This window comes from Mycobacteroides chelonae CCUG 47445, assembly GCF_001632805.1.
In the GTDB taxonomy this organism is placed as follows: Bacteria; Actinomycetota; Actinomycetes; order Mycobacteriales; family Mycobacteriaceae; genus Mycobacterium; species Mycobacterium chelonae.
The window spans coordinates 1,132,782-1,150,173 of the sequence record NZ_CP007220.1; the positions used below are offsets into that span (position 1 = coordinate 1,132,782).

A 17,392-nucleotide genomic window follows, 5' to 3' on the forward strand; every position below is an offset into this window, starting at 1 on the left:
GCGCGCAATATGGATGTCAACCGCAGGAACTTCCTCCGCGGCGCGGCCATCGGGGCCGCAGGCACGGCCGTCACGGGTGCGGTGCTGGCGCACGGTGCCGAGGTTGACGCGAACGCGGCGGCAGTGGCCGCGCCCCCGAATCGGTACCCATTCCACGGGGCCAAGCAGTCGGGAATCCTCACCCCGGTGCCCGCAGAGAAGCAGAACTTCGCCTGCCACGTGGCATTCGATGTGACGTCCAAGAACAGGGATGCGCTGGCTGGGGCCTTCAAGAAGTTGACCGAGCGGGCGCGGTTCCTCTGTACCGGCGGCACCCCGCCCGAGCTGGGGGTCGGGCAACCGCCGGCGGATAGCGAGGTGGTTGGGCCCGTGGTCGAGGCCGACGGCCTCACCGTCACAGTGGCGGTCGGGTCCAGCCTGTTCGATAGCCGATTCGGGCTGACCGACCGCAAGCCCGCCAAGCTCAAACCAATGACGGTATTTCCCAACGACTTTCCCGATGCGGCGTGGACACGCGGTGATCTGCTGGTTCAGCTGTGCGCCCACAATCCGGATACCGTGCATCACGCACTGCGCGATATCACCCGCGCGGTGCGGGGCGATCTGCAGATGCGCTGGCGGATCGAGGGGTACAACTCGCCCCCGCGCCCGTCCGGAACGGGCCGAAACCTTTTGGGGTTCAAGGATGGCACCGCCAACCCGGTGTCAAACGATGCCGAAAAGCTGATCTGGGTGGGCGATGGCGAACCCGCGTGGACCGCAGACGGCACCTACATGGTGGTACGCCTCATCCGGATGCTCGTCGAGTTCTGGGATCGGGTTTCCATCAACGAGCAGGAGCGGATGTTCGGTCGACGTCGCGACAGCGGCGCCCCGTTGGACGGGAACAACGAGTTCGATAACCCCAACTACACAACTGACCCCGAAGGTCAGACCATTCCCCTGGATGCGCATATCCGGCTGGCCAACCCGCGCACCGCCGAAACTGACAACCAGCGGCTGGTCCGGCGTTCCTACAACTACGACCTGGGCGTGGAACCGAACGGGAACATGCAGTCGGGACATGTCTTCGTCTGTTTCCAGCAGGACCTCGAGCGCCAGTTCGAAACCGTGCAGAACCGGTTGAACGACGAGCCCCTCGTCGACTATGTGCAGCCGTTCGGGGGCGGATACTTCTTCGCGCTGCCGGGCGTCGTCGACGAGAACGACTGGTACGGCAGGACCTTGCTCAGCTAGCCGAAGAGCGACTGACCCCAATACTCCTTGGGGCCCAGGCCCGGTGGACAGGCGAAGATCGCCGAACCGGTGTGCAGGATGTATTCGTTGAGGGCGTCCTCGGTGGCCAGCTTGCGCTGCATCGGGATGAACTGCGATTGCGGATTGCGCACGAAGGCGATGAAGAACAGCCCCGCGTCCAAATGCCCGAACCCGTCCGACCCATCGGTGAAGTTGTAACCGCGGCGCAGGATCTCGATACCGCCCAGTTCTTCGGCGGAGGCCAGTCGCACGTGCGCGTCCACATCCAGCAGCGGTTCCCCATCGGATTTCTTGCCGGTGAAGTCGATGGCCGCGAACTCGTCGCTCTGGCCGATCGGCGCACCCGATCCCTTGGCGCGCCCGATGACTCGTTCCTGCTCGTTGAGTACGGTGCGGTCCCAGCTCTCGATCAGCATCCGGATGCGCCGCGCCACCAGGTAGGTGCCGCCGGTCATCCATTCGGGGTTGTCGCCCTTGGCCACCCAGACGCTGGTGTTGACCTTCCCGGTGTCTTCGGCCTTGATGTTGCGGGTGCCGTCCTTGAACCCGAACAGGTTTCGCGGTGTCACCTGCGACCGGCTGGTCGAGGAGGTGCGGCCGAATCCCAGCTGCGACCACTTCACCGCGACGGTTCCGAAGCCCACCCGGGCCAGGTTGCGAATGGCATGCACCGCGACTTGCGGGTCGTCGGCGCAGGCCTGAATGCAGATGTCGCCGCCGCAGCGGGCAGGGTCCAGCTTCTCGTTGCGGAACTTCGGCAGTTCCTGCAGTGGCGCCGGTAGCTTGTCGGCGATGCCGAACCGGTCCACTCCGTCCTTGCGGAAGAACGAAGGGCCGAAGCCGATCGTCAGGGTCAGTGCGGAGGCGGCCAGGTCCAATGCCTCGCCTGTATCGGTCGGCGGGGCATAGGGATTGCCGTCGATCGCACCGCCCGGTGTGGTCTCCTCGCCCTGGGACATCCGCTCGGCCATCTCGGTCCACTGACGCAGCATGGCCTGCACCTCGCCGCGGGTGGCGTTGGGCATCACGTCGAAGGCGCAAAAATGCATCCGGTCCTGCGCCGGGGTGGTGATCCCGGCCTGGTGTTCGCCGCGGAACGGGACCTTGACGTTGTCCGGTCCGACGCTTGCCGCGCTCGCGCGGCCGCCCAGCACTCCGGCTCCCGCAGCGCCGGCCACGGCGGCGGTAACTCCCGCCGCGCCCAGCAGCTTGCGGCGGTTGAAGCCGTTACCGTCCGGCGATGACACCCTGCACCTCGCTGACCTCCTTGGACAACGCGTCGATGGCATGTGCAAGCTCGATGCGCTGATCCTGGGTCACCGTGTCGTAGAAGACGAATCCGTCACCCTTGCGGTACTTGCCCAGCAGGGTGTCGACTTCCTTGAACCGCTTGTCGATCGCCTGTCCTAGTTCGGGTTTGCGCTCATCGAGGATGGGGCGCACGGTAGCGACCGCGTTCTGCGAGCCGTCCACGTTGGCCTGGAAGTCCCACAGATCGGTGTGGCTGAAGGCCTCTTCCTCGCCGGAGATCTTCGTCCTGGCCACCTCGTCGAGCAGCGTCTGCGCTCCGCCGGCGATCTTGGTGGTGTTGATGTCGAAGTCCTTGGCGCGCACGCCGTCCGAGAGCTCCTTGATGTCCTTGAGCAGCTGATCGGCGATGGCGTCGGTATCGGGCTGCAGGCCGGTCACCCACAGGTCCTTCTCCAGGCGGTGGTAGCCGGTCCACTTCTCGCCGGGCTGAAGGTCGGCCTCGCGCAAGTCGATTCGCGGGTCCAGGTCGTTGGGGAAGGCTTCGGCCACCGGCTCGATCCGCTCGTAGTACACGCGGCTGGTCGGGTACTGGGCCTTGGCGGAGGCAATGTCCTTGGCCTTGACCGCCTCGACGAACTTGCCGGCGGATTCACTGAGGGCGTCCACCTGGCTGATCACGTAACCCCGGTAGCGGTCCGTGGCGTCCTTGAACTTGCCCTCGGCGTCGAGCTTCACCGCGGCTCCGGTGATCGTGAAGTCGCCGCGAATGCCGTCACCGATCATGCCGGGCTTGCAGGCGGTCTGGTAGGTGCCGGGCTCGGTGAACTGCACGATGAGCTTGCGGTTGATGCCCGAGCCGATGTTCTCGACCTCACCGAGCGCGCGGTCGCCCTTGTCGTAGACGTAGAACTCGGTGACCTTCGACCCGTTGTTGGTCACCTTGAAAGTGACTGGGCCCGTGGTGGCCTCGGTCTTGGACACCTCACAGCTGGTGTCGGTGGCGGTCACGGTGATCTCCTGGCCGGCACCGGCGGCACCGCTCTCGGCAGGCTCCTTGGGGGTGCAGGCCGCCAAGGTCGTACCGGTGGCCATCGCAAGCGCGGCGGCTACGTAGGCGAGTGATGGTTTCATCCAGCGGTCCTCTCGGGTTGGGCTTCTGTGGTGTCGGTGGTGGGCGCCTTGGGCTGAGTGGCCACCGGACGTAGGAAGAGTCCGAGCACGATCACCAGGTAGGTGATCCAGCCCGCCAGTTGCAGCACCGTCGGGGTCGGTGTCACGTTGAAGATGCCGCGCAGCAGCTCGCCGTACCAGGCGCTCCAGTCGAACCAGCCGGTGATGTCAAAGGCCTTGTGCGACAGTCCGGGCAGCCATCCGACGGTCTGGAGGGCGCCGATGCCATAGGACAGGATGCCGGCGGCCACCACGACCAGGAAGGCGCCGGTGTATTTGAAGAACTTGCTCAAGTTGATCTTGACCGCGCCGCGGTACATGCCATAGGACAGCGCGGCCGCGGCCGCGACTCCGGTGACGAGTCCGGCCAGGGGCCAGGCGGTTTCGGCCTTGGCGTACCCGACCATGAACAGGGCCGTCTCGACGCCCTCACGCCCGACGGACAGGAACGCTACGGTCAGGACCGCCAGCGAGCCGGCTTCCAATGCCTGGGCCATACCCTGACGCAGCTCGCCGGCGATGCTGGCGGCGGCGGTGCGCATCCACAGCACCATGGTGGTCACGATCGCCACCGCGACCAGCGAGGCCACCCCGGCGATCGCTTCGGCGCCCAGGTCGCTGATGGTGTTACTGCCGAAGTGGATCGTCAGGAAGACGAGCAGGGTCATCGCGATGGCGCCGGCGACACCTAGCCACACCCAGCGCAGCGCGTCGCGTCGGTTCGACTTGACCAGGAACGCCACCAGGATCATCACGACGATCCCGCATTCGAGGCCCTCGCGCAGTCCGATGAGGCCGCTGCTGAAGTATTGCGAGAAGTGAGTCGGCCCGTCGGCTAGGACGCCGATACTGCCCATGTCCAGGGTCCTTTTCCTTCATGTGACTTTGGCTAGCCAACGCTTGCCAAGGTGCGGCTGACCTTACCTGAATAGGTCCTGTGGAAGCGATGGCAGAGCGTCGGCTGCATCCGTGTGTGTCCAGCTCATGCGACGATGGAGAGCAATCCATCGCACCGTCTAGGAGTTCCGTCGTGTCGTCCCTCGCCGTGCGCTCCCTGTCGGCGCGCTTAGTGCGGATCGTGCTCGTCGTCTCCATTTCGACGTTTCTGCTGGCAGCGGGCTGTTCCTGGCAGTTGGGTGGGCGTACCCCGCTACCGCAGGGGGTGCCGCCGCCTGCCGGAGATCCGGTGCCCGATATCGAGACGCCGCCCGCGCAGATTCATGGCCGTCCCGCTGACCAGCTCCGTGACTGGTCCACCCCGCGTGCCCAGAAGACGGGAATCCCCGTCATCGCCCTGGAGGCGTACGCATACGCGGCCAAGGTTGCCGAGCGTGAGAATCCGCGGTGCAAGATCGCGTGGACGACGCTGGCCGGAATTGGCACTGTCGAGAGCCACAACGGCACCTACCACGGTGCCGAGCTGCACCCCAACGGCGACGCACTGCCCCCGATCCGTGGGGTGCGCCTGGATGGATCCAACGGAAACCTGCGGCTTCCGGACACCGACAAGGGCGTGCTGGACGGTGACGCGAACCAGGACCGGGCGATGGGACCCATGCAGTTCATCCCCGAGACCTGGCGCATCTACGGCGTCCGCGCCGCAGGTGAGGGCGACCCCAGTCCCGACAACATCGACGACGCGGCGCTGTCGGCGGCGGGGTACCTGTGCTCGCGTGGTGGCGACCTGAGCACCACCGAGGGCTGGATCAAGGCGCTGTGGGCGTACAACATGTCGGACGTGTACGCCGAGCAGGTACGGGATTGGGCCACGGCCTACGCCAAGGGCGGGTCGCTGTAGCACTAGTCTGTACCCGATGTTCTTCGCCCGAGTGGCTCATCAACATACGACGTCGGAACCGCAGCACCCCTAAGGAGAGACAGTGCCGATTCTTGAGCAGGTAGGCGCCCGCGAGATCCTCGATTCACGCGGCAATCCGACCGTCGAGGTCGAGGTCGCCTTGACCGATGGCACGTTCGCACGGGCGGCGGTCCCCTCGGGTGCCTCCACCGGTGAGCATGAGGCCGTTGAGCTGCGCGACGGCGATGCACGTTACGGCGGCAAGGGCGTCACCAAGGCCGTGAACGCCGTGCTCGACGAGATCGCCCCGGCCATCATCGGTGAGAGCGCCGATGATCAGCGCCTCATCGATCAGGCCCTGCTCGATCTGGACGGCACCCCGGACAAGTCGCGCCTCGGCGCCAACGCCATCCTGGGCGTCTCGCTGGCGGTGGCGAAGGCTGCCGCCGACTCGGCCGGGCTGGCACTGTTCCGGTACCTGGGTGGCCCGAACGCGCACATCCTGCCGGTGCCGATGATGAACATCCTCAACGGCGGCGCGCACGCCGACACCGGGGTCGATGTCCAGGAGTTCATGGTGGCGCCCATCGGTGCCCCGAGCTTCAAGGAATCACTGCGCTGGGGCACCGAGGTGTACCACTCGCTGAAGTCCGTGCTCAAGAAGCAGGGCCTGTCCACCGGACTGGGTGACGAGGGCGGGTTCGCCCCCGACGTCGCCGGAACCCGGGCCGCGCTGGATCTGATCAGCACCGCGATCGAGGCGACGGGCCTCAAGCTGGGCTCGGATGTGGCGCTGGCGCTGGATGTCGCGGCCACCGAGTTCTACAGCGCCGCAGACGGTTACAGCTTCGAGAAGGAGAAGCGCACGGCCGAGCAGATGGGCGCCTTCTACGCCGAGCTGCTCGACGCCTACCCGCTGGTGTCCATCGAGGACCCGCTGTCCGAGGACGACTGGGACGGATGGGTGGCACTGACCACCGCGATCGGTGACCGGGTGCAGCTGGTCGGCGACGACCTGTTCGTCACTAACCCCGAGCGCCTGGAAGAGGGCATCGAGCGGGGCGCCGCCAATGCCCTGCTGGTCAAGGTGAACCAGATCGGCACCCTCACCGAGACGCTGGATGCGGTGACACTGGCGCACAGCAGCGGCTACAAGACGATGATGAGCCACCGCAGTGGCGAGACCGAGGACACCACCATCGCGGACCTGGCGGTCGCGGTGGGCAGCGGTCAGATCAAGACCGGCGCCCCGGCGCGTAGCGAGCGGGTGGCCAAGTACAACCAGCTGCTGCGTATCGAGGAAACACTTGGGGACGCTGCCCGTTTCGCGGGCGACCTTGCCTTCCCGCGGTTCTCGATCGAGACGTCCGACTAGCGGACAAGCCGACGGGCTGAGGCCGAGCTATGGCTGATTCCAAGCGCCGCCCCGCGTCCGGTAGGTCGCGGGGTCCGGCTCCGGCTGCCCGTAAACGGACACCGGTCAAGCGGCCGGTGCAGAAGGTCGTCCGAGGCCCCGCCCGCAGCGGTCCGGCGGCTCCTGCCAAGGCGGCCAAGACCGGCGGAGCTACCGGTGCGGTGGCCGCGTCGATCGAACGCAGTGCCGAGCATCAGTCCGAGCAGCGCCTGGGGTCCACCGCACGCCGGGCCGCTGTTCTTGCCGCCGTGGTGTGTGCGCTGACCCTGACCGTGGCCGGTCCGGTTCGCACCTACTTCTCGCAACAGGCCGAACGGAATCAGCTTGCGGCGGCGGAAGCTCAGCTGCGCGACCAGATCGCCGGGCTCGAGGACAAGAAGCGCCGGCTGGCGGACCCGGCCTATATCGCCGCCCAGGCACGCGAGCGGCTGGGGTTCGTGATGCCGGGTGAGGTGCCGTTCCAGGTGCAGTTGCCGAACACCCCCGTCGATGCCAAGCCGCAGAGCCAGGGGCCCGTGGACAACGGCAACCCGTGGTACACCAACCTGTGGCACAACATCGCCGACTCGCCCACGGCCATACCGACCGCCCCGGCGCCGATCCCGTGATCTCCGACGACGATATCGCCGCGGTCACAAGGCAATTGGGTCGCGCACCGCGAGGCATGCTGGAGGTCTCCTACCGTTGTCCCAACGGTGAGCCCGCCGTCGTCAAGACCGCTCCGCGGCTACCCGACGGCACACCGTTTCCCACCCTGTATTACCTGACGCACCCGGCTCTCACGGCCGCGGCGAGCCGTCTGGAGTCCGGCGGGCTGATGCGTGATATGACCGATCGCCTTGCCTCCGATGAGGAGCTGGCCGCCGCGTATCAGCGCGCCCACGAGAGCTACCTCGCCGAGCGTGACGCCATCGAGCCGCTCGGCACCACGGTGACCGCGGGCGGAATGCCCGACAGGGTGAAGTGTCTGCATGTGCTGATCGGACATTCACTTGCCGTGGGGCCCGGAGTCAATCCCCTGGGGGATGAGGCGATTCGAGAGCTGCTGGGCACCATGCCGGGTGTGCTGCCGGAGGTCTGGTGACGGCCCTGCGGGTTGGCGCCGTGGATTGCGGCACCAACTCGATCCGCCTGCTGGTCTCGGATGTCGACGACGCCGGACGGCTGACCGATGTACACCGCGAAATGCGGATTGTGCGGCTGGGACAGGGCGTGGACGCGACGGGGGAGTTCGCGCCGGAGGCCATCGCGCGCACCCGGGTGGCGCTCAAGGCGTACACGGAATTGATGAGCTCCCTTGGGGTACAGCGTGTGCGCATGGTGGCCACCTCGGCCGCGCGTGACGTCACGAACCGCGAGGCATTCTTTGCGATGACCGCTGAGTTGCTCGGATCCGTCGTTCCGGGGGCGGTGGCGGAGGTGATCACGGGCACCGAGGAGGCCGGGCTGTCATTTGCCGGCGCGGTAGGCGAGTTGGATTCGGCGGCCGGACCCTATGTCGTGGTGGATCTCGGCGGAGGATCGACCGAGACGGTGATTGGCGATGCCGATGGGGTGAGGGCCAGCTTCTCGGCCGATATCGGATGCGTACGGCTCACCGAGCGGTGCCTGCACTCGGATCCCCCCACCGACGATGAGATCGAGGCAGCACGCGACGCGGTGCGCGCGCAGCTGGCGCGGACCTTCGAGGTGGTGCCGGTCCAGGATGCGCGAACCTGGGTGGGGGTGGCGGGCACCTTCACCACGCTGGCGGCGCTGGCGCACCGGCTGGATGCCTACGATCCCGCCGCGATTCACCTGTCGCGGGTGCCGCTGGAGCGTTTGTCCGAGGTGACGTCCGAGTTGATCGCGATGCCGCGCGCGCAGCGCGCCGCCCTGGGGCCGATGCATGAGGGACGCGTCGATGTCATCGGTGGTGGATCGATCGTCGTGCAGGAACTGGCGCGCGAGTTTTCTGCCCGCGCCGGCATCACCGAGCTGGTGGTCAGCGAGCACGACATCCTCGATGGCATCGCAATGTCCTTACGCAGGTAACCAGGCCTTAACACGTAACCGTGTGACCTGCGTAACAGTTGACAATGTACCCCCTGCTCCAGTTGACAAGTTGATCAAATCAACTGACAGTTGATATATCAACACAGACCGATAACGGACAGTTGAAGTTCCATGAACGGTCAGTTGAGAAAGCGCAGCGTCGCGCGGAGCCCGGATCAGCAACGTTTGATTAGGTGCGGAAGGTTTGGATATCCCATGTCCGGATTGATGTCGAAGGCCGAAGTACGCGAAATTGGGGTTTCGGAAACAGGTTTCGTGCGACGGCCCGACCCGGACGGTGCCGCGGTCGCGTACCGGACGTATGGGCGCGCGCGGCCCGGTGTCGCCGATGTGGTGTTGGTGCACGGCAGCCTGCAGAACTCGGCCGTGTGGTCCAAGCACGGCTACATCGCGCAGCTGTCTCAGCAGTACCGGGTGACCACCATCGACGTGCGTGGGCACGGCGCCAGCGAGAAGCCCGATCATCCCGGCGGATACGCCATCGCCTCGTCGGCGCGGGATGTCTGCGCGGTCATGGATCACCTAGGCATCCACCGGACGCACTACATCGGCTACTCGCTGGGCGGACGGATCGGCCTGACGCTGGCGGCCACCGCGCCCGAGCGGCTCACCTCACTGGTGGTGGCGGGGTCTTCGCACCGGCCGCAGCGTGGCGCGGTGGACGTGCTGATCTTCCCCAACGCCGTTCGCGTGGTGGAGGAGTCCGGTCTGGAGGCCTTCGTCGACGGCTGGGAGGCACACCGCGGCCAGCAGATGGGCTCGGGATTCCGGGCGACCATCGAGGCCCTGGGCCAGCGCGGCCTGGCAGCGCTGCTGCGGCAGTGGGATGCCGAGCCGGGTGTCGCCGAAGATGTCCTGCTTCAAATCGAGACGCCCACACTGTTTTTCGCCGGGTCCGAAGACCCCATGCGGCTGGCCGAGTCGCGGGAGGCTGCGGTCCGGATGCCGCGTGCCTACTTCGCCCTGCTGGCCGGCTGCAACCACGGGCAGACGGTGACGATGCGTGAGCGCATCCTGGATCGCGCCGAGGCGTTCTTCCGGCTGTCCGAGTTCTCCGATATCGAGAAGCTGCGGGTGGCCGGGTGACCGGAGATCCTGGGCCGCGTCCGAGACTGGCGACGCTTGCCCGCATCGGGGTGCTCGGCGGTATGTCGGGCGGGCTGCTGGGCGGTGGCACCGGGGTGATCACCGTGCCCTCGCTGGCTCGGGCGACCACGTTGAGCCGGGCCGTCATTCACGGCACCTCGACCCTGCCGAACGTCTCTGCCGCGATCGCGGGCAGCACCGTCTACGCGCTGCACGGGGCGAAGGTGGACGTGGTGGCGGGCGCCGGGCTGATGGCGGGCGGCGTGATCGGTGCGGTGGTGGGGGCCAAGCTGGTGGCCCGCATTCCCGAGTGGATCCTCAAGGCGCTGTTCGTTTTTGTGCTGCTGGCCACCGCGCTCAAGCTGCTGCTCAGCGCCGCAGGCATCGACCCTTCGGCGGGTGAGGCGTTGCTTCCCGATGCTGTGCTCGCCCATGTGCCATCGGTCATCGCTATCGGTGCCGTGGTCGGTTTCGTGGTCGGTGCGTGGTCGGCTGCACTGGGTCTTGGCGGTGGGCTGCTGACGGTTCCGGCGATGCTGGTGCTGTTTGGTTCGGATCTGCACGTGGCAGAGGGCACTTCGTTGATGGTGATGCTGCCCAACGCGCTGGTCGCGGCGACTACACATCTGCGTCAGGGCACCGCTGATGCTCCGATTGGTTTCCGGTTGGCAGCATTCGCGTTGCCGGGCACCGTCATCGGGGCGCTGCTGGCGCTCGCCCTGAACGCGCGCTGGCTGGCGCTGGTGTTTGGGTCCTATCTGGTGTTCATCGCCATCCGCGAGATCGTGCGGGTGTTTACGAGCTCGTCTGCCCGGACGACGAAGAAACCAAGTCCGGTGCCGGCGTCGCAGGCGTGTGTTGGCGGTTGATCTTCTGCAGCTCCCGGGCGACGTCCAGGAGCCAGTTCAGTTCTTCCTTGCGGTTGGCACCCGTACGTTCGCCGATGATCTTGGTGCCGGAGGTCTTGTCGTGCTGCGGTGCGGTGCGCTGTTGTTCGATGGCCGAATGAATTTGGCGCGCCGCGGATGTGGTGGACGCGTCTTCGGTGAGGTAGGGGCGGATGGCGCTCAGGCCATCGCGGATCTCGACGATTCTGCGGTAGAGCCGGTAATTGTGATCGCCGATGGCGGCCTGCGGTGGTGCCAGTGCGATCTGGGCGTTGCCCTCATACAGCGCGGTCCACAGCGGCTCGAGTTGACGGTGCTGCCGGTAGGCCTGGATGCGTTGGCGTGCGGACGTGACCAGCTGTGAGAAGGACGGTCCGGCAAGGCCTACCACGATGAGGATCTGCCCGATGGTGGCGGCCAGAGGGGCCAGACGCTGCCAGGAGTAGCTGTCGTTGGTGATCATGCCGTAGATGGCCGAGTGTGCCCGCATGATGCAGAACAACAGGCACATGGCGGCTCCGGCCGCGGTGAGCAGCATGCTGCGTCGCAGCCACGCCACATCGTGAAAACGGGCGTACTGCAGGCATTTGACGGTGATCAGGAGGGCGCCCAGGCCGTAGGTGATCAGATAGATCAGCATGTAGAGCACCCAGGCGGGCTTGTTGCCGTGCGAGGCGTAGAAGTCCTGTGGCAGTTCGGAAGTCGGTGCCACAAACCAGCAGAGAACCAGCGCGGCGCCGATGGCTACTGCCATGCCGACCCAGAGCCGTGCGCGCTGCACGGCACGGGGACCGGATTCACCCCAGAAGGTGATGACGGTGAGAACGCATGCGGTCCACGCCATGCCGCCCGAGAGGTTCAAGACGAGCCGGCCCATGTTGTGCACGCCGACCAAGTTGTCGAACTTCTCGTAGAGCGGTGGAGTCGCCAACGTGACGGCAATGCCCTTGAAGAGGAATGACAACAACAGTGCCACCGAGGCGGGTGGACGGACCCGGGAACGCAGCATCGCGGCGGCAACCACAACCACGGCGCCAAAGCTGAAGACGGCCGCTATCGAATACGCCGCGGCGGAGTCTTCAAAAACTGAGGTCACGGTGCCGCCGGTGAGCCTTCCAGCACGAGTGATGCCAGGATGCGCCGCAGGTTGGCGTTCGTGACGGGAATGGGGCGGTGGCTGTCGGGACTGACGCGCTGCCCCATCATGGAGGCGAGCATTTCTGCCTCGACCTCCTGGTCGTCGAGATAGGTCTCGCGACACAGGACTTCGGCCAGTTCACGCTTGCTTGAACTGGTGTGTCCACACATCACATGGCTCAGCTCGTGCAGGATGATGTGCTCGCGATGCATGGTGGTGGTGTCGCTGTCGTACACCACGTAGTCGGTGGCATCGGTGCGGACCAGTAGGCCGTGCACGCCGCTGCCGGAGAGCGCGTAGGGCACCAGCTGGATGTCGCGCTCGCTGAGTTCACTGGCGCGGGCGCGGATGTCCTCGACGGTCGTGAGTGTGTCCAGACCCAGGTCCGCCAGCTTGCGGGTGCACTGCTTGTGGATAGCCTGAAGTTCGCGAGTGGACCGTAGATCGGTTGTGACACAACGCATCTTCGGCATGATTACTGCCCGTTGCTGACCGAGTTGTCCACCGTCGGCAGGCCCTGCAGCGCGCGCACGTGATCGAGCACGGCGGCGACTGTTTCCAGGCTCTGCTTGTTCAGGCCGATCGCACGTAACGCGATCAGCTCCACCTCGTCCCGCGTGGTTTCATCCAGCGCACCGAGACGCTCATCGAGCGAGTAGGTGCGCTCGGGATCGGTGAGCACCGAGAGCGGAACGCGGAAGAAGTCGGCCAGTGCGCCGAGCAGGTCGATGGCGGGACGGGCGCGCTTACCGGTGCGCAGCGCCGAGAGGTAGGCACCGCCGACTTTGATGCCGGGGTGAGCCTTCTTGATGCCGTTGGCGACCTCATCATTGGTCCACATCCGGCCGTCGGGACGACGATGCGACTGGAAGAGCGCATTGATGCGATCAGCGAGGTTCGCGTCGGCGGCTTTGGCGTCCTGAAGGGACACCTGCGGCGGGCTCGTAGTGGCCATCTACTAAGTCAAACACCGATGCCGCACGCTCTCAACGTGAGGGGGCGGACTCCCAGTGTGATTCAACGCACAGTTGAGGCCAGTTTTAGCGGTAGGTGTCGGTGAGGTATTCCGCGCGGCACGCGCCGCGGGCGAGCTTTCCGCTGGTGGTGCGGGGTATCGCTCCCGCCGCGACCAGCCGGACGTCGGCCACGGGCAGATTGTGCTGGCGTGAGATGGCGGCACGGATTGCCTCGACGACGGGAGCGTGTTCGGCCCGTCCCGATCCGGGCGCGCGTTCGGCGACGATGACCAGGCGCTCGCTGGTGTCAGCGATGGCGGCCTCGGCGAGCTGATTGGCCGCGACGGAGAACGCCGCGACATAGCCGGAGCGCACCGCGGACGAGGCCTCCGAGGCGGTGGCCTCGATGTCCTGTGGGTAGTGGTTGCGCCCGTCGATGATGATGAGGTCCTTGATGCGGCCGGTGACGTAGAGGTTGTCGTTCAGGTACACCCCGAGGTCGCCGGTGCGCAGCCAGCGGGCCTCGGCGGCGGTTCCGGTTGCGTGACTGCGCTGGGTGAGTCGCGACTTCAGTGTGTTGCCGAAGGTGTCTTGCGTTTCCTTGGTGCGGCCCCAGTAGCCGCGGCCGATGTTGTCGCCGTGCAGCCAGATCTCGCCGATTTCCCCTTCGGGGAGTTCGTTTCCGGTGCGCGGGTCGACGATGGTCAGCCATTGGCTGGAGATCACCTGACCGCAGGAGACGTGCGGGACCGCCATGGGTGCATCCGGTGAGACGGGTACGGCGCGGTCTTCGGCGAGCTGGTCGCGGTCCAGGTAGATGACGCTGGGGCGCGCGTCGGTGGCGATGGTGGCCACGGACAGCGTTGCTTCGGCCATGCCGTACGACGGTTTGATCGCGGTGGCCGGGAATCCGTAGGGAGCGAAGGCCTCGGTGAACTTCTCGATCGCGGAGATGGTCACCGGCTCAGATCCGTTGAGCAGACCCGCGACATTGCTCAGATCCCAGGTCTCGCCGGCCGGTGGGCGGCCACGCTGGGCGGCGAGTTCGAAGGCGAAGTTGGGGGCGGCGGCGAATACCCGCCCGAACGCGGATTCGGTGGCCAGTTGTTTGACCCAGCGCCGGGGGCGCCGCACGAAGGCCAATGGCGACATCAAGGTGATGTGGCCGCCGCACAGCGGGGGAAACAGGATCATGATCAGGCCCATGTCGTGATACAGCGGCAGCCAGCTCACGCTGCGGATGTTGGTGTCCAGGCCGCCGGCCAGGATCATCTGCAGCACGTTCGTACAGGCCGCGCGATGGGTGATCTCGACACCGGCCGGGGTACGGGTGGAACCCGAGGTGTACTGCAGGTAGGCGAGGTCCTCGGAATCGAGTTCAGCGGGTACGAATGTCGCGCCGACCGAGTCCGGCACCGCGTCGATGGCGATAACACGCGGGCGCCGCTGACGAGGAAGCTTGCGCAAGAACGCGTTCACCGATTCGGCGGCACTGTCGGTGGTCAGGATGACCGACGGAGTGGCATCGGAGAGCACTGCGTCGAGGCGTTCGGTGTGGCCGGGCAGTTCGGGGGCGAAGAGGGGCACCGCGATGTTTCCGGCCTGGATGGCGGCGAAGAAGCCGATGACGTAATCGAGGCCCTGCGGCGCCAGGATCGCCACGCGATCACCCGGCTGGGTGACCTGTTGCAGGCGGGCGCCGATGGCGCGCATCCGGGTGTCCAGCTCCAGCCAGCTCAGTTCGAGTGCGACACCGTCATCGTCGCGGGTGAAGTCCAGGTAGCGGTAGGCGGCGGTGGCGCCGAATTCGGCGATGTTGTGTGCGAAGTTGGAGAGCAGGGTGGTGCCGGGAGGAAGGTCGATCGAGCCCTGGGCGTCGAGATAATCCTCAATTCCACTCTGGCGAACCGCCACTGCATCTGACATATCCAACTCCCGACTCACGATGAAAAACACTACCTGCGCTAACTAAGGAATCTCTTGGTTCGCAGGTGACCCGTCGGGCGAGGAGCGGGCGGCAACTTTCAATGTCGGCGTTCGCACGGTCTGGTGACGAATCACACCAGAGTCCGTTCGAATCCTGGTGTTGTACAAGGGGTATCACTATCTATCGGAGAGTTTCAATGTGACGCCAGGGTGTGTCGCGCGGGGGTGTGATCTTCGTCGTAGGTCAGCGGGGGTGGGGACCGGAAGTTGGCGCATGGGGATACGCCGGGTAGAACTAGGGCTGACCTGCAAGGCCCCCATAGCCCAATTGGCAGAGGCAGCGGACTTAAAATCCGCCAAGTGTCGGTTCGAGTCCGACTGGGGGCACGGTGCTGCCGCTGTCGCCGAATCGGAATCAGTTCGCAACCTGGATTACCAGGACCTATTGAGTCGTTCGACTTGAGTGAGGTCTACCGTGGCCAACATGCGGGACAGTGACGTGCGCTCCGCGCTGCATTCACTCCTCATTAAGGAGCATGCCGACGACCTGGACTCAACATTGTTTGTAGATGAACTTGGCTTGTGTGGCGAGGTTCGGGTGGATGTCGCGGTTGTTAATGCTGCCTTGTCGGGCTTTGAGCTGAAAAGTGCAGCGGACACGCTTCGGCGTCTCCCAACGCAGATTGAGGTCTATTCACGGGTACTCGACTACTGCACGATCGTCGTAGCGGAGTGTCATCTGGACCGCGCGGTCGCGATGCTTCCCCCCTGGTGGGGCTGCATCGCGGCGAGATGGGACGGCGAGAGTGTTGCTCTGGAGGTGCTCTCCACATCGGAGCTGAACCCCTGTATCGATGGATACGCACTAGCTCAGTTGTTGTGGCGGGAGGAGGCGCTCGCTGCTCTTGAATCCCTCAGTGCAGCAAAGGGTTTCCGAAGTAAGCCTCGAAACCTTCTCTGGCAGCGTCTAGCGGATGTCACGGTAGTTGACGATCTCCGATTGGTAGTCCGTGAGCAGTTAAAAGCGCGTCGGCGGTGGCGGGTTGACTCTAGCTCGATTCAATCTGGTCGAGCACTCGCAGCAAATGATGCCGTGTGCCGACTTTGACCCACGTCTGGGGGTTGCCGACGGGGCCGTCGGAAGCGGCGGCGAGAATCCAATCTTCGCTTCCACAATGGCCTGTCGTGAACTCGTTGTGAACTGAGATTGCCCGCGCGACAGCACGAATGGCCTCGCCTCCTGCGCTGCGCCCGCCTGTCGCTTTGAAGAGTTCACCCTTGCCGACAAGCCATTTCTCATCGCAGGTGTACTTAAGCTTGGCGGCGATCTGAAGGAATCGGGGATTGATTTCCTCGAATGGGTCGGGGTGGGCAATACCGTAGTCACCGTAGGTCGGTTGACGATCTCCATATCGTGCGTTAACAACGAGATCCCGGTAGTTCACCCATTCCTGGCGTAGGTATTCGTGGAGCCCCCGGTTCGGGGGAGGTGCTTTGGGAGTGGACGTCGCGGTCACAGTCAGTGTTTTCCATTCCCCCGGTGCGATGAGCGATTGTAGGGCTGCTGTAAGCGCAAATCGTGACGGTGCGGCTGTGTCGTCACGAAGGTCGATGACCAGATGCACAGCGGATCTTTCCGTACCGATTGCGGCAATCAGTGCGTCGATTTCTTCGCTTTGCGGTGGCACCGGCCAGTGCTCTGCCTCTAAACGCAAACACAAATCGGTGCACGAGCCCGCGGTCAGGAGGTTTCGCGCGGCCTCTATGCAACCCTCCGAGCGGCTGGGTGAAATGACGGGTACGAGCGGCAAGCCGATTGTGGCCGCTTCGGCCACAATCCATTCGAGTGGGTGCCGGCCGTCAGCCATGATCTGCTGGTCAATATGGAGGACATCTACGAAGGCGTCGTGCTTTCCCCAAGCTGCCAGAAGTGCTGTGGGCAGCTTGCTTAGGTGCTCGTCGACCGTTTTCTTCGGTTGGTCGAGGTCGAAATCCCAGTCGATAGGGTGCACCACGAATAGGGGTGCAAATTGGCTTTTGCGGGCATCGTCGATCTCGGCTAACGCATCGCGCTCGCCAGCTTTAGTGAGAAGCACAGGCACGTAATGATTTGGTCCGAACATGTCCATAGGACTACCCCCTAGCGGCAAACTGACGAGATCGTAAGGCCGGATGCAATGGGTTTGCAAGGGATTGCTTGTATTGCTGCTCGATGATGCGCATTGGTCCCATAGGTCCAGGCAGTAGGACCGGAACTAGCACCCGAAAACAAACGGGGGAAGCCGTTGAGTCAACGACTACATCTCATTAACTGTGCCGTCTCTCGAGGCGATTGACACGCGACTTTCACACTATCGGCGGTCTAGACCGAAGGCGTCGCTGCACTTGTGGGGAAGGCCTTGCTGGACGTTCCTGCACTTGCCGTACTACTGGCGGCCTCCTCCGTTCGATTCC

Annotated in this window: 17 protein-coding genes and 1 tRNA gene; 10 read left to right on the top strand and 8 right to left on the bottom strand. The window is 65.0% G+C overall.

Going from position 1 to position 17,392, the window contains the following annotated elements; all coding sequences use genetic code 11:
• Positions 1–9 precede the first annotated feature (9 nt).
• Positions 10–1,236 (top strand): iron uptake transporter deferrochelatase/peroxidase subunit, encoded by a 1,227-nt coding sequence (efeB, locus tag BB28_RS05570; RefSeq protein WP_081252351.1) that lies wholly within the window; start codon positions 10–12, stop codon positions 1,234–1,236.
• Here efeB (BB28_RS05570) and efeB (BB28_RS05575) read toward each other — a convergent pair.
• Genes efeB (BB28_RS05575) through efeU form a run of 3 tightly spaced genes read right to left on the bottom strand, consistent with a single transcriptional unit; the run spans position 1,233 to position 4,535 of the window.
• Entirely contained in the window at positions 1,233–2,546 is a 1,314-nt protein-coding gene (gene efeB, locus BB28_RS05575) for an iron uptake transporter deferrochelatase/peroxidase subunit (RefSeq protein WP_419894510.1), read from the bottom strand. The two genes, efeB (BB28_RS05570) and efeB (BB28_RS05575), sit on opposite strands and share 4 nt — an antisense overlap.
• Complete coding sequence (gene efeO / locus BB28_RS05580; RefSeq protein ID WP_046252779.1) at positions 2,485–3,639, bottom strand: iron uptake system protein EfeO; 1,155 nt, start codon at positions 3,637–3,639, stop codon at positions 2,485–2,487. Before efeO ends, efeB (BB28_RS05575) begins: the two co-directional genes overlap by 62 nt.
• Positions 3,636–4,535 carry an iron uptake transporter permease EfeU gene (gene efeU / locus BB28_RS05585; RefSeq protein ID WP_046252780.1) on the bottom strand — a complete coding sequence of 300 codons (900 nt, stop codon included), beginning with the start codon at positions 4,533–4,535 and terminating at the stop codon, positions 3,636–3,638. Before efeU ends, efeO begins: the two co-directional genes overlap by 4 nt.
• Before the next feature lie 173 nt (positions 4,536–4,708).
• Here efeU and BB28_RS05590 point away from each other — a divergent pair, with 173 nt between their 5' ends.
• From BB28_RS05590 to BB28_RS05620, 7 genes are all read left to right on the top strand, one after another.
• Entirely contained in the window at positions 4,709–5,476 is a 768-nt protein-coding gene (locus BB28_RS05590; RefSeq protein WP_046252781.1) for a lytic transglycosylase domain-containing protein, read from the top strand.
• Positions 5,477–5,558: 82 nt separating this feature from the next.
• The gene (gene eno / locus BB28_RS05595) at positions 5,559–6,851 is read left to right on the top strand and encodes a phosphopyruvate hydratase (protein WP_046252782.1); all 1,293 of its coding nucleotides are present in this window, start codon (positions 5,559–5,561) and stop codon (positions 6,849–6,851) included.
• Between the two features lie 116 nt (positions 6,852–6,967).
• The gene (locus BB28_RS05600; protein ID WP_030094595.1) at positions 6,968–7,498 is read left to right on the top strand and encodes an FtsB family cell division protein; all 531 of its coding nucleotides are present in this window, start codon (positions 6,968–6,970) and stop codon (positions 7,496–7,498) included.
• Positions 7,495–7,974 (top strand): DUF501 domain-containing protein, encoded by a 480-nt coding sequence (locus BB28_RS05605; RefSeq protein WP_046252783.1) that lies wholly within the window; start codon positions 7,495–7,497, stop codon positions 7,972–7,974. The genes BB28_RS05600 and BB28_RS05605 overlap by 4 nt, the downstream gene beginning before the upstream one ends.
• Positions 7,975–7,979: 5 nt before the next feature.
• Positions 7,980–8,924 carry a Ppx/GppA phosphatase family protein gene (locus tag BB28_RS05610; protein ID WP_109550658.1) on the top strand — a complete coding sequence of 315 codons (945 nt, stop codon included), beginning with the start codon at positions 7,980–7,982 and terminating at the stop codon, positions 8,922–8,924.
• Between the two features lie 216 nt (positions 8,925–9,140).
• Positions 9,141–10,031 carry an alpha/beta fold hydrolase gene (locus BB28_RS05615; RefSeq protein ID WP_052740111.1) on the top strand — a complete coding sequence of 297 codons (891 nt, stop codon included), beginning with the start codon at positions 9,141–9,143 and terminating at the stop codon, positions 10,029–10,031.
• The gene (locus tag BB28_RS05620) at positions 10,028–10,900 is read left to right on the top strand and encodes a sulfite exporter TauE/SafE family protein (RefSeq protein ID WP_081252214.1); all 873 of its coding nucleotides are present in this window, start codon (positions 10,028–10,030) and stop codon (positions 10,898–10,900) included. Before BB28_RS05615 ends, BB28_RS05620 begins: the two co-directional genes overlap by 4 nt.
• Here the strand turns inward: BB28_RS05620 and BB28_RS05625 are convergent.
• The 4 genes from BB28_RS05625 to BB28_RS05640 all read right to left on the bottom strand — a co-directional run bounded on the left by BB28_RS05625 (position 10,827) and on the right by BB28_RS05640 (position 14,938).
• Positions 10,827–12,014 carry an MAB_1171c family putative transporter gene (locus BB28_RS05625; protein ID WP_046252785.1) on the bottom strand — a complete coding sequence of 396 codons (1,188 nt, stop codon included), beginning with the start codon at positions 12,012–12,014 and terminating at the stop codon, positions 10,827–10,829. The genes BB28_RS05620 and BB28_RS05625 overlap by 74 nt on opposite strands.
• Positions 12,011–12,529, bottom strand: coding sequence for an ImmA/IrrE family metallo-endopeptidase (locus BB28_RS05630; protein WP_030094601.1), 519 nt, complete (start codon positions 12,527–12,529; stop codon positions 12,011–12,013). The genes BB28_RS05625 and BB28_RS05630 overlap by 4 nt, the downstream gene beginning before the upstream one ends.
• 2 nt (positions 12,530–12,531) lie before the next feature.
• Positions 12,532–13,011 carry a hypothetical protein gene (locus tag BB28_RS05635; RefSeq protein ID WP_030094602.1) on the bottom strand — a complete coding sequence of 160 codons (480 nt, stop codon included), beginning with the start codon at positions 13,009–13,011 and terminating at the stop codon, positions 12,532–12,534.
• Positions 13,012–13,096: 85 nt separating this feature from the next.
• Positions 13,097–14,938 (bottom strand): fatty acyl-AMP ligase, encoded by a 1,842-nt coding sequence (locus tag BB28_RS05640; protein ID WP_046252786.1) that lies wholly within the window; start codon positions 14,936–14,938, stop codon positions 13,097–13,099.
• 313 nt (positions 14,939–15,251) lie between these two features.
• Between BB28_RS05640 and BB28_RS05645 the strand changes: the two genes are divergently transcribed.
• Together BB28_RS05645 and BB28_RS25780 are read left to right on the top strand one after the other, a co-directional pair.
• Positions 15,252–15,325 (top strand) — tRNA-Leu (locus tag BB28_RS05645).
• Between the two features lie 97 nt (positions 15,326–15,422).
• Positions 15,423–16,046 carry a sce7726 family protein gene (locus BB28_RS25780; RefSeq protein WP_075874236.1) on the top strand — a complete coding sequence of 208 codons (624 nt, stop codon included), beginning with the start codon at positions 15,423–15,425 and terminating at the stop codon, positions 16,044–16,046.
• Here BB28_RS25780 and BB28_RS05650 read toward each other — a convergent pair.
• The gene (locus BB28_RS05650; protein ID WP_046252787.1) at positions 15,988–17,067 is read right to left on the bottom strand and encodes a beta family protein; all 1,080 of its coding nucleotides are present in this window, start codon (positions 17,065–17,067) and stop codon (positions 15,988–15,990) included. The genes BB28_RS25780 and BB28_RS05650 overlap by 59 nt on opposite strands.
• Positions 17,068–17,392 lie beyond the last annotated feature (325 nt).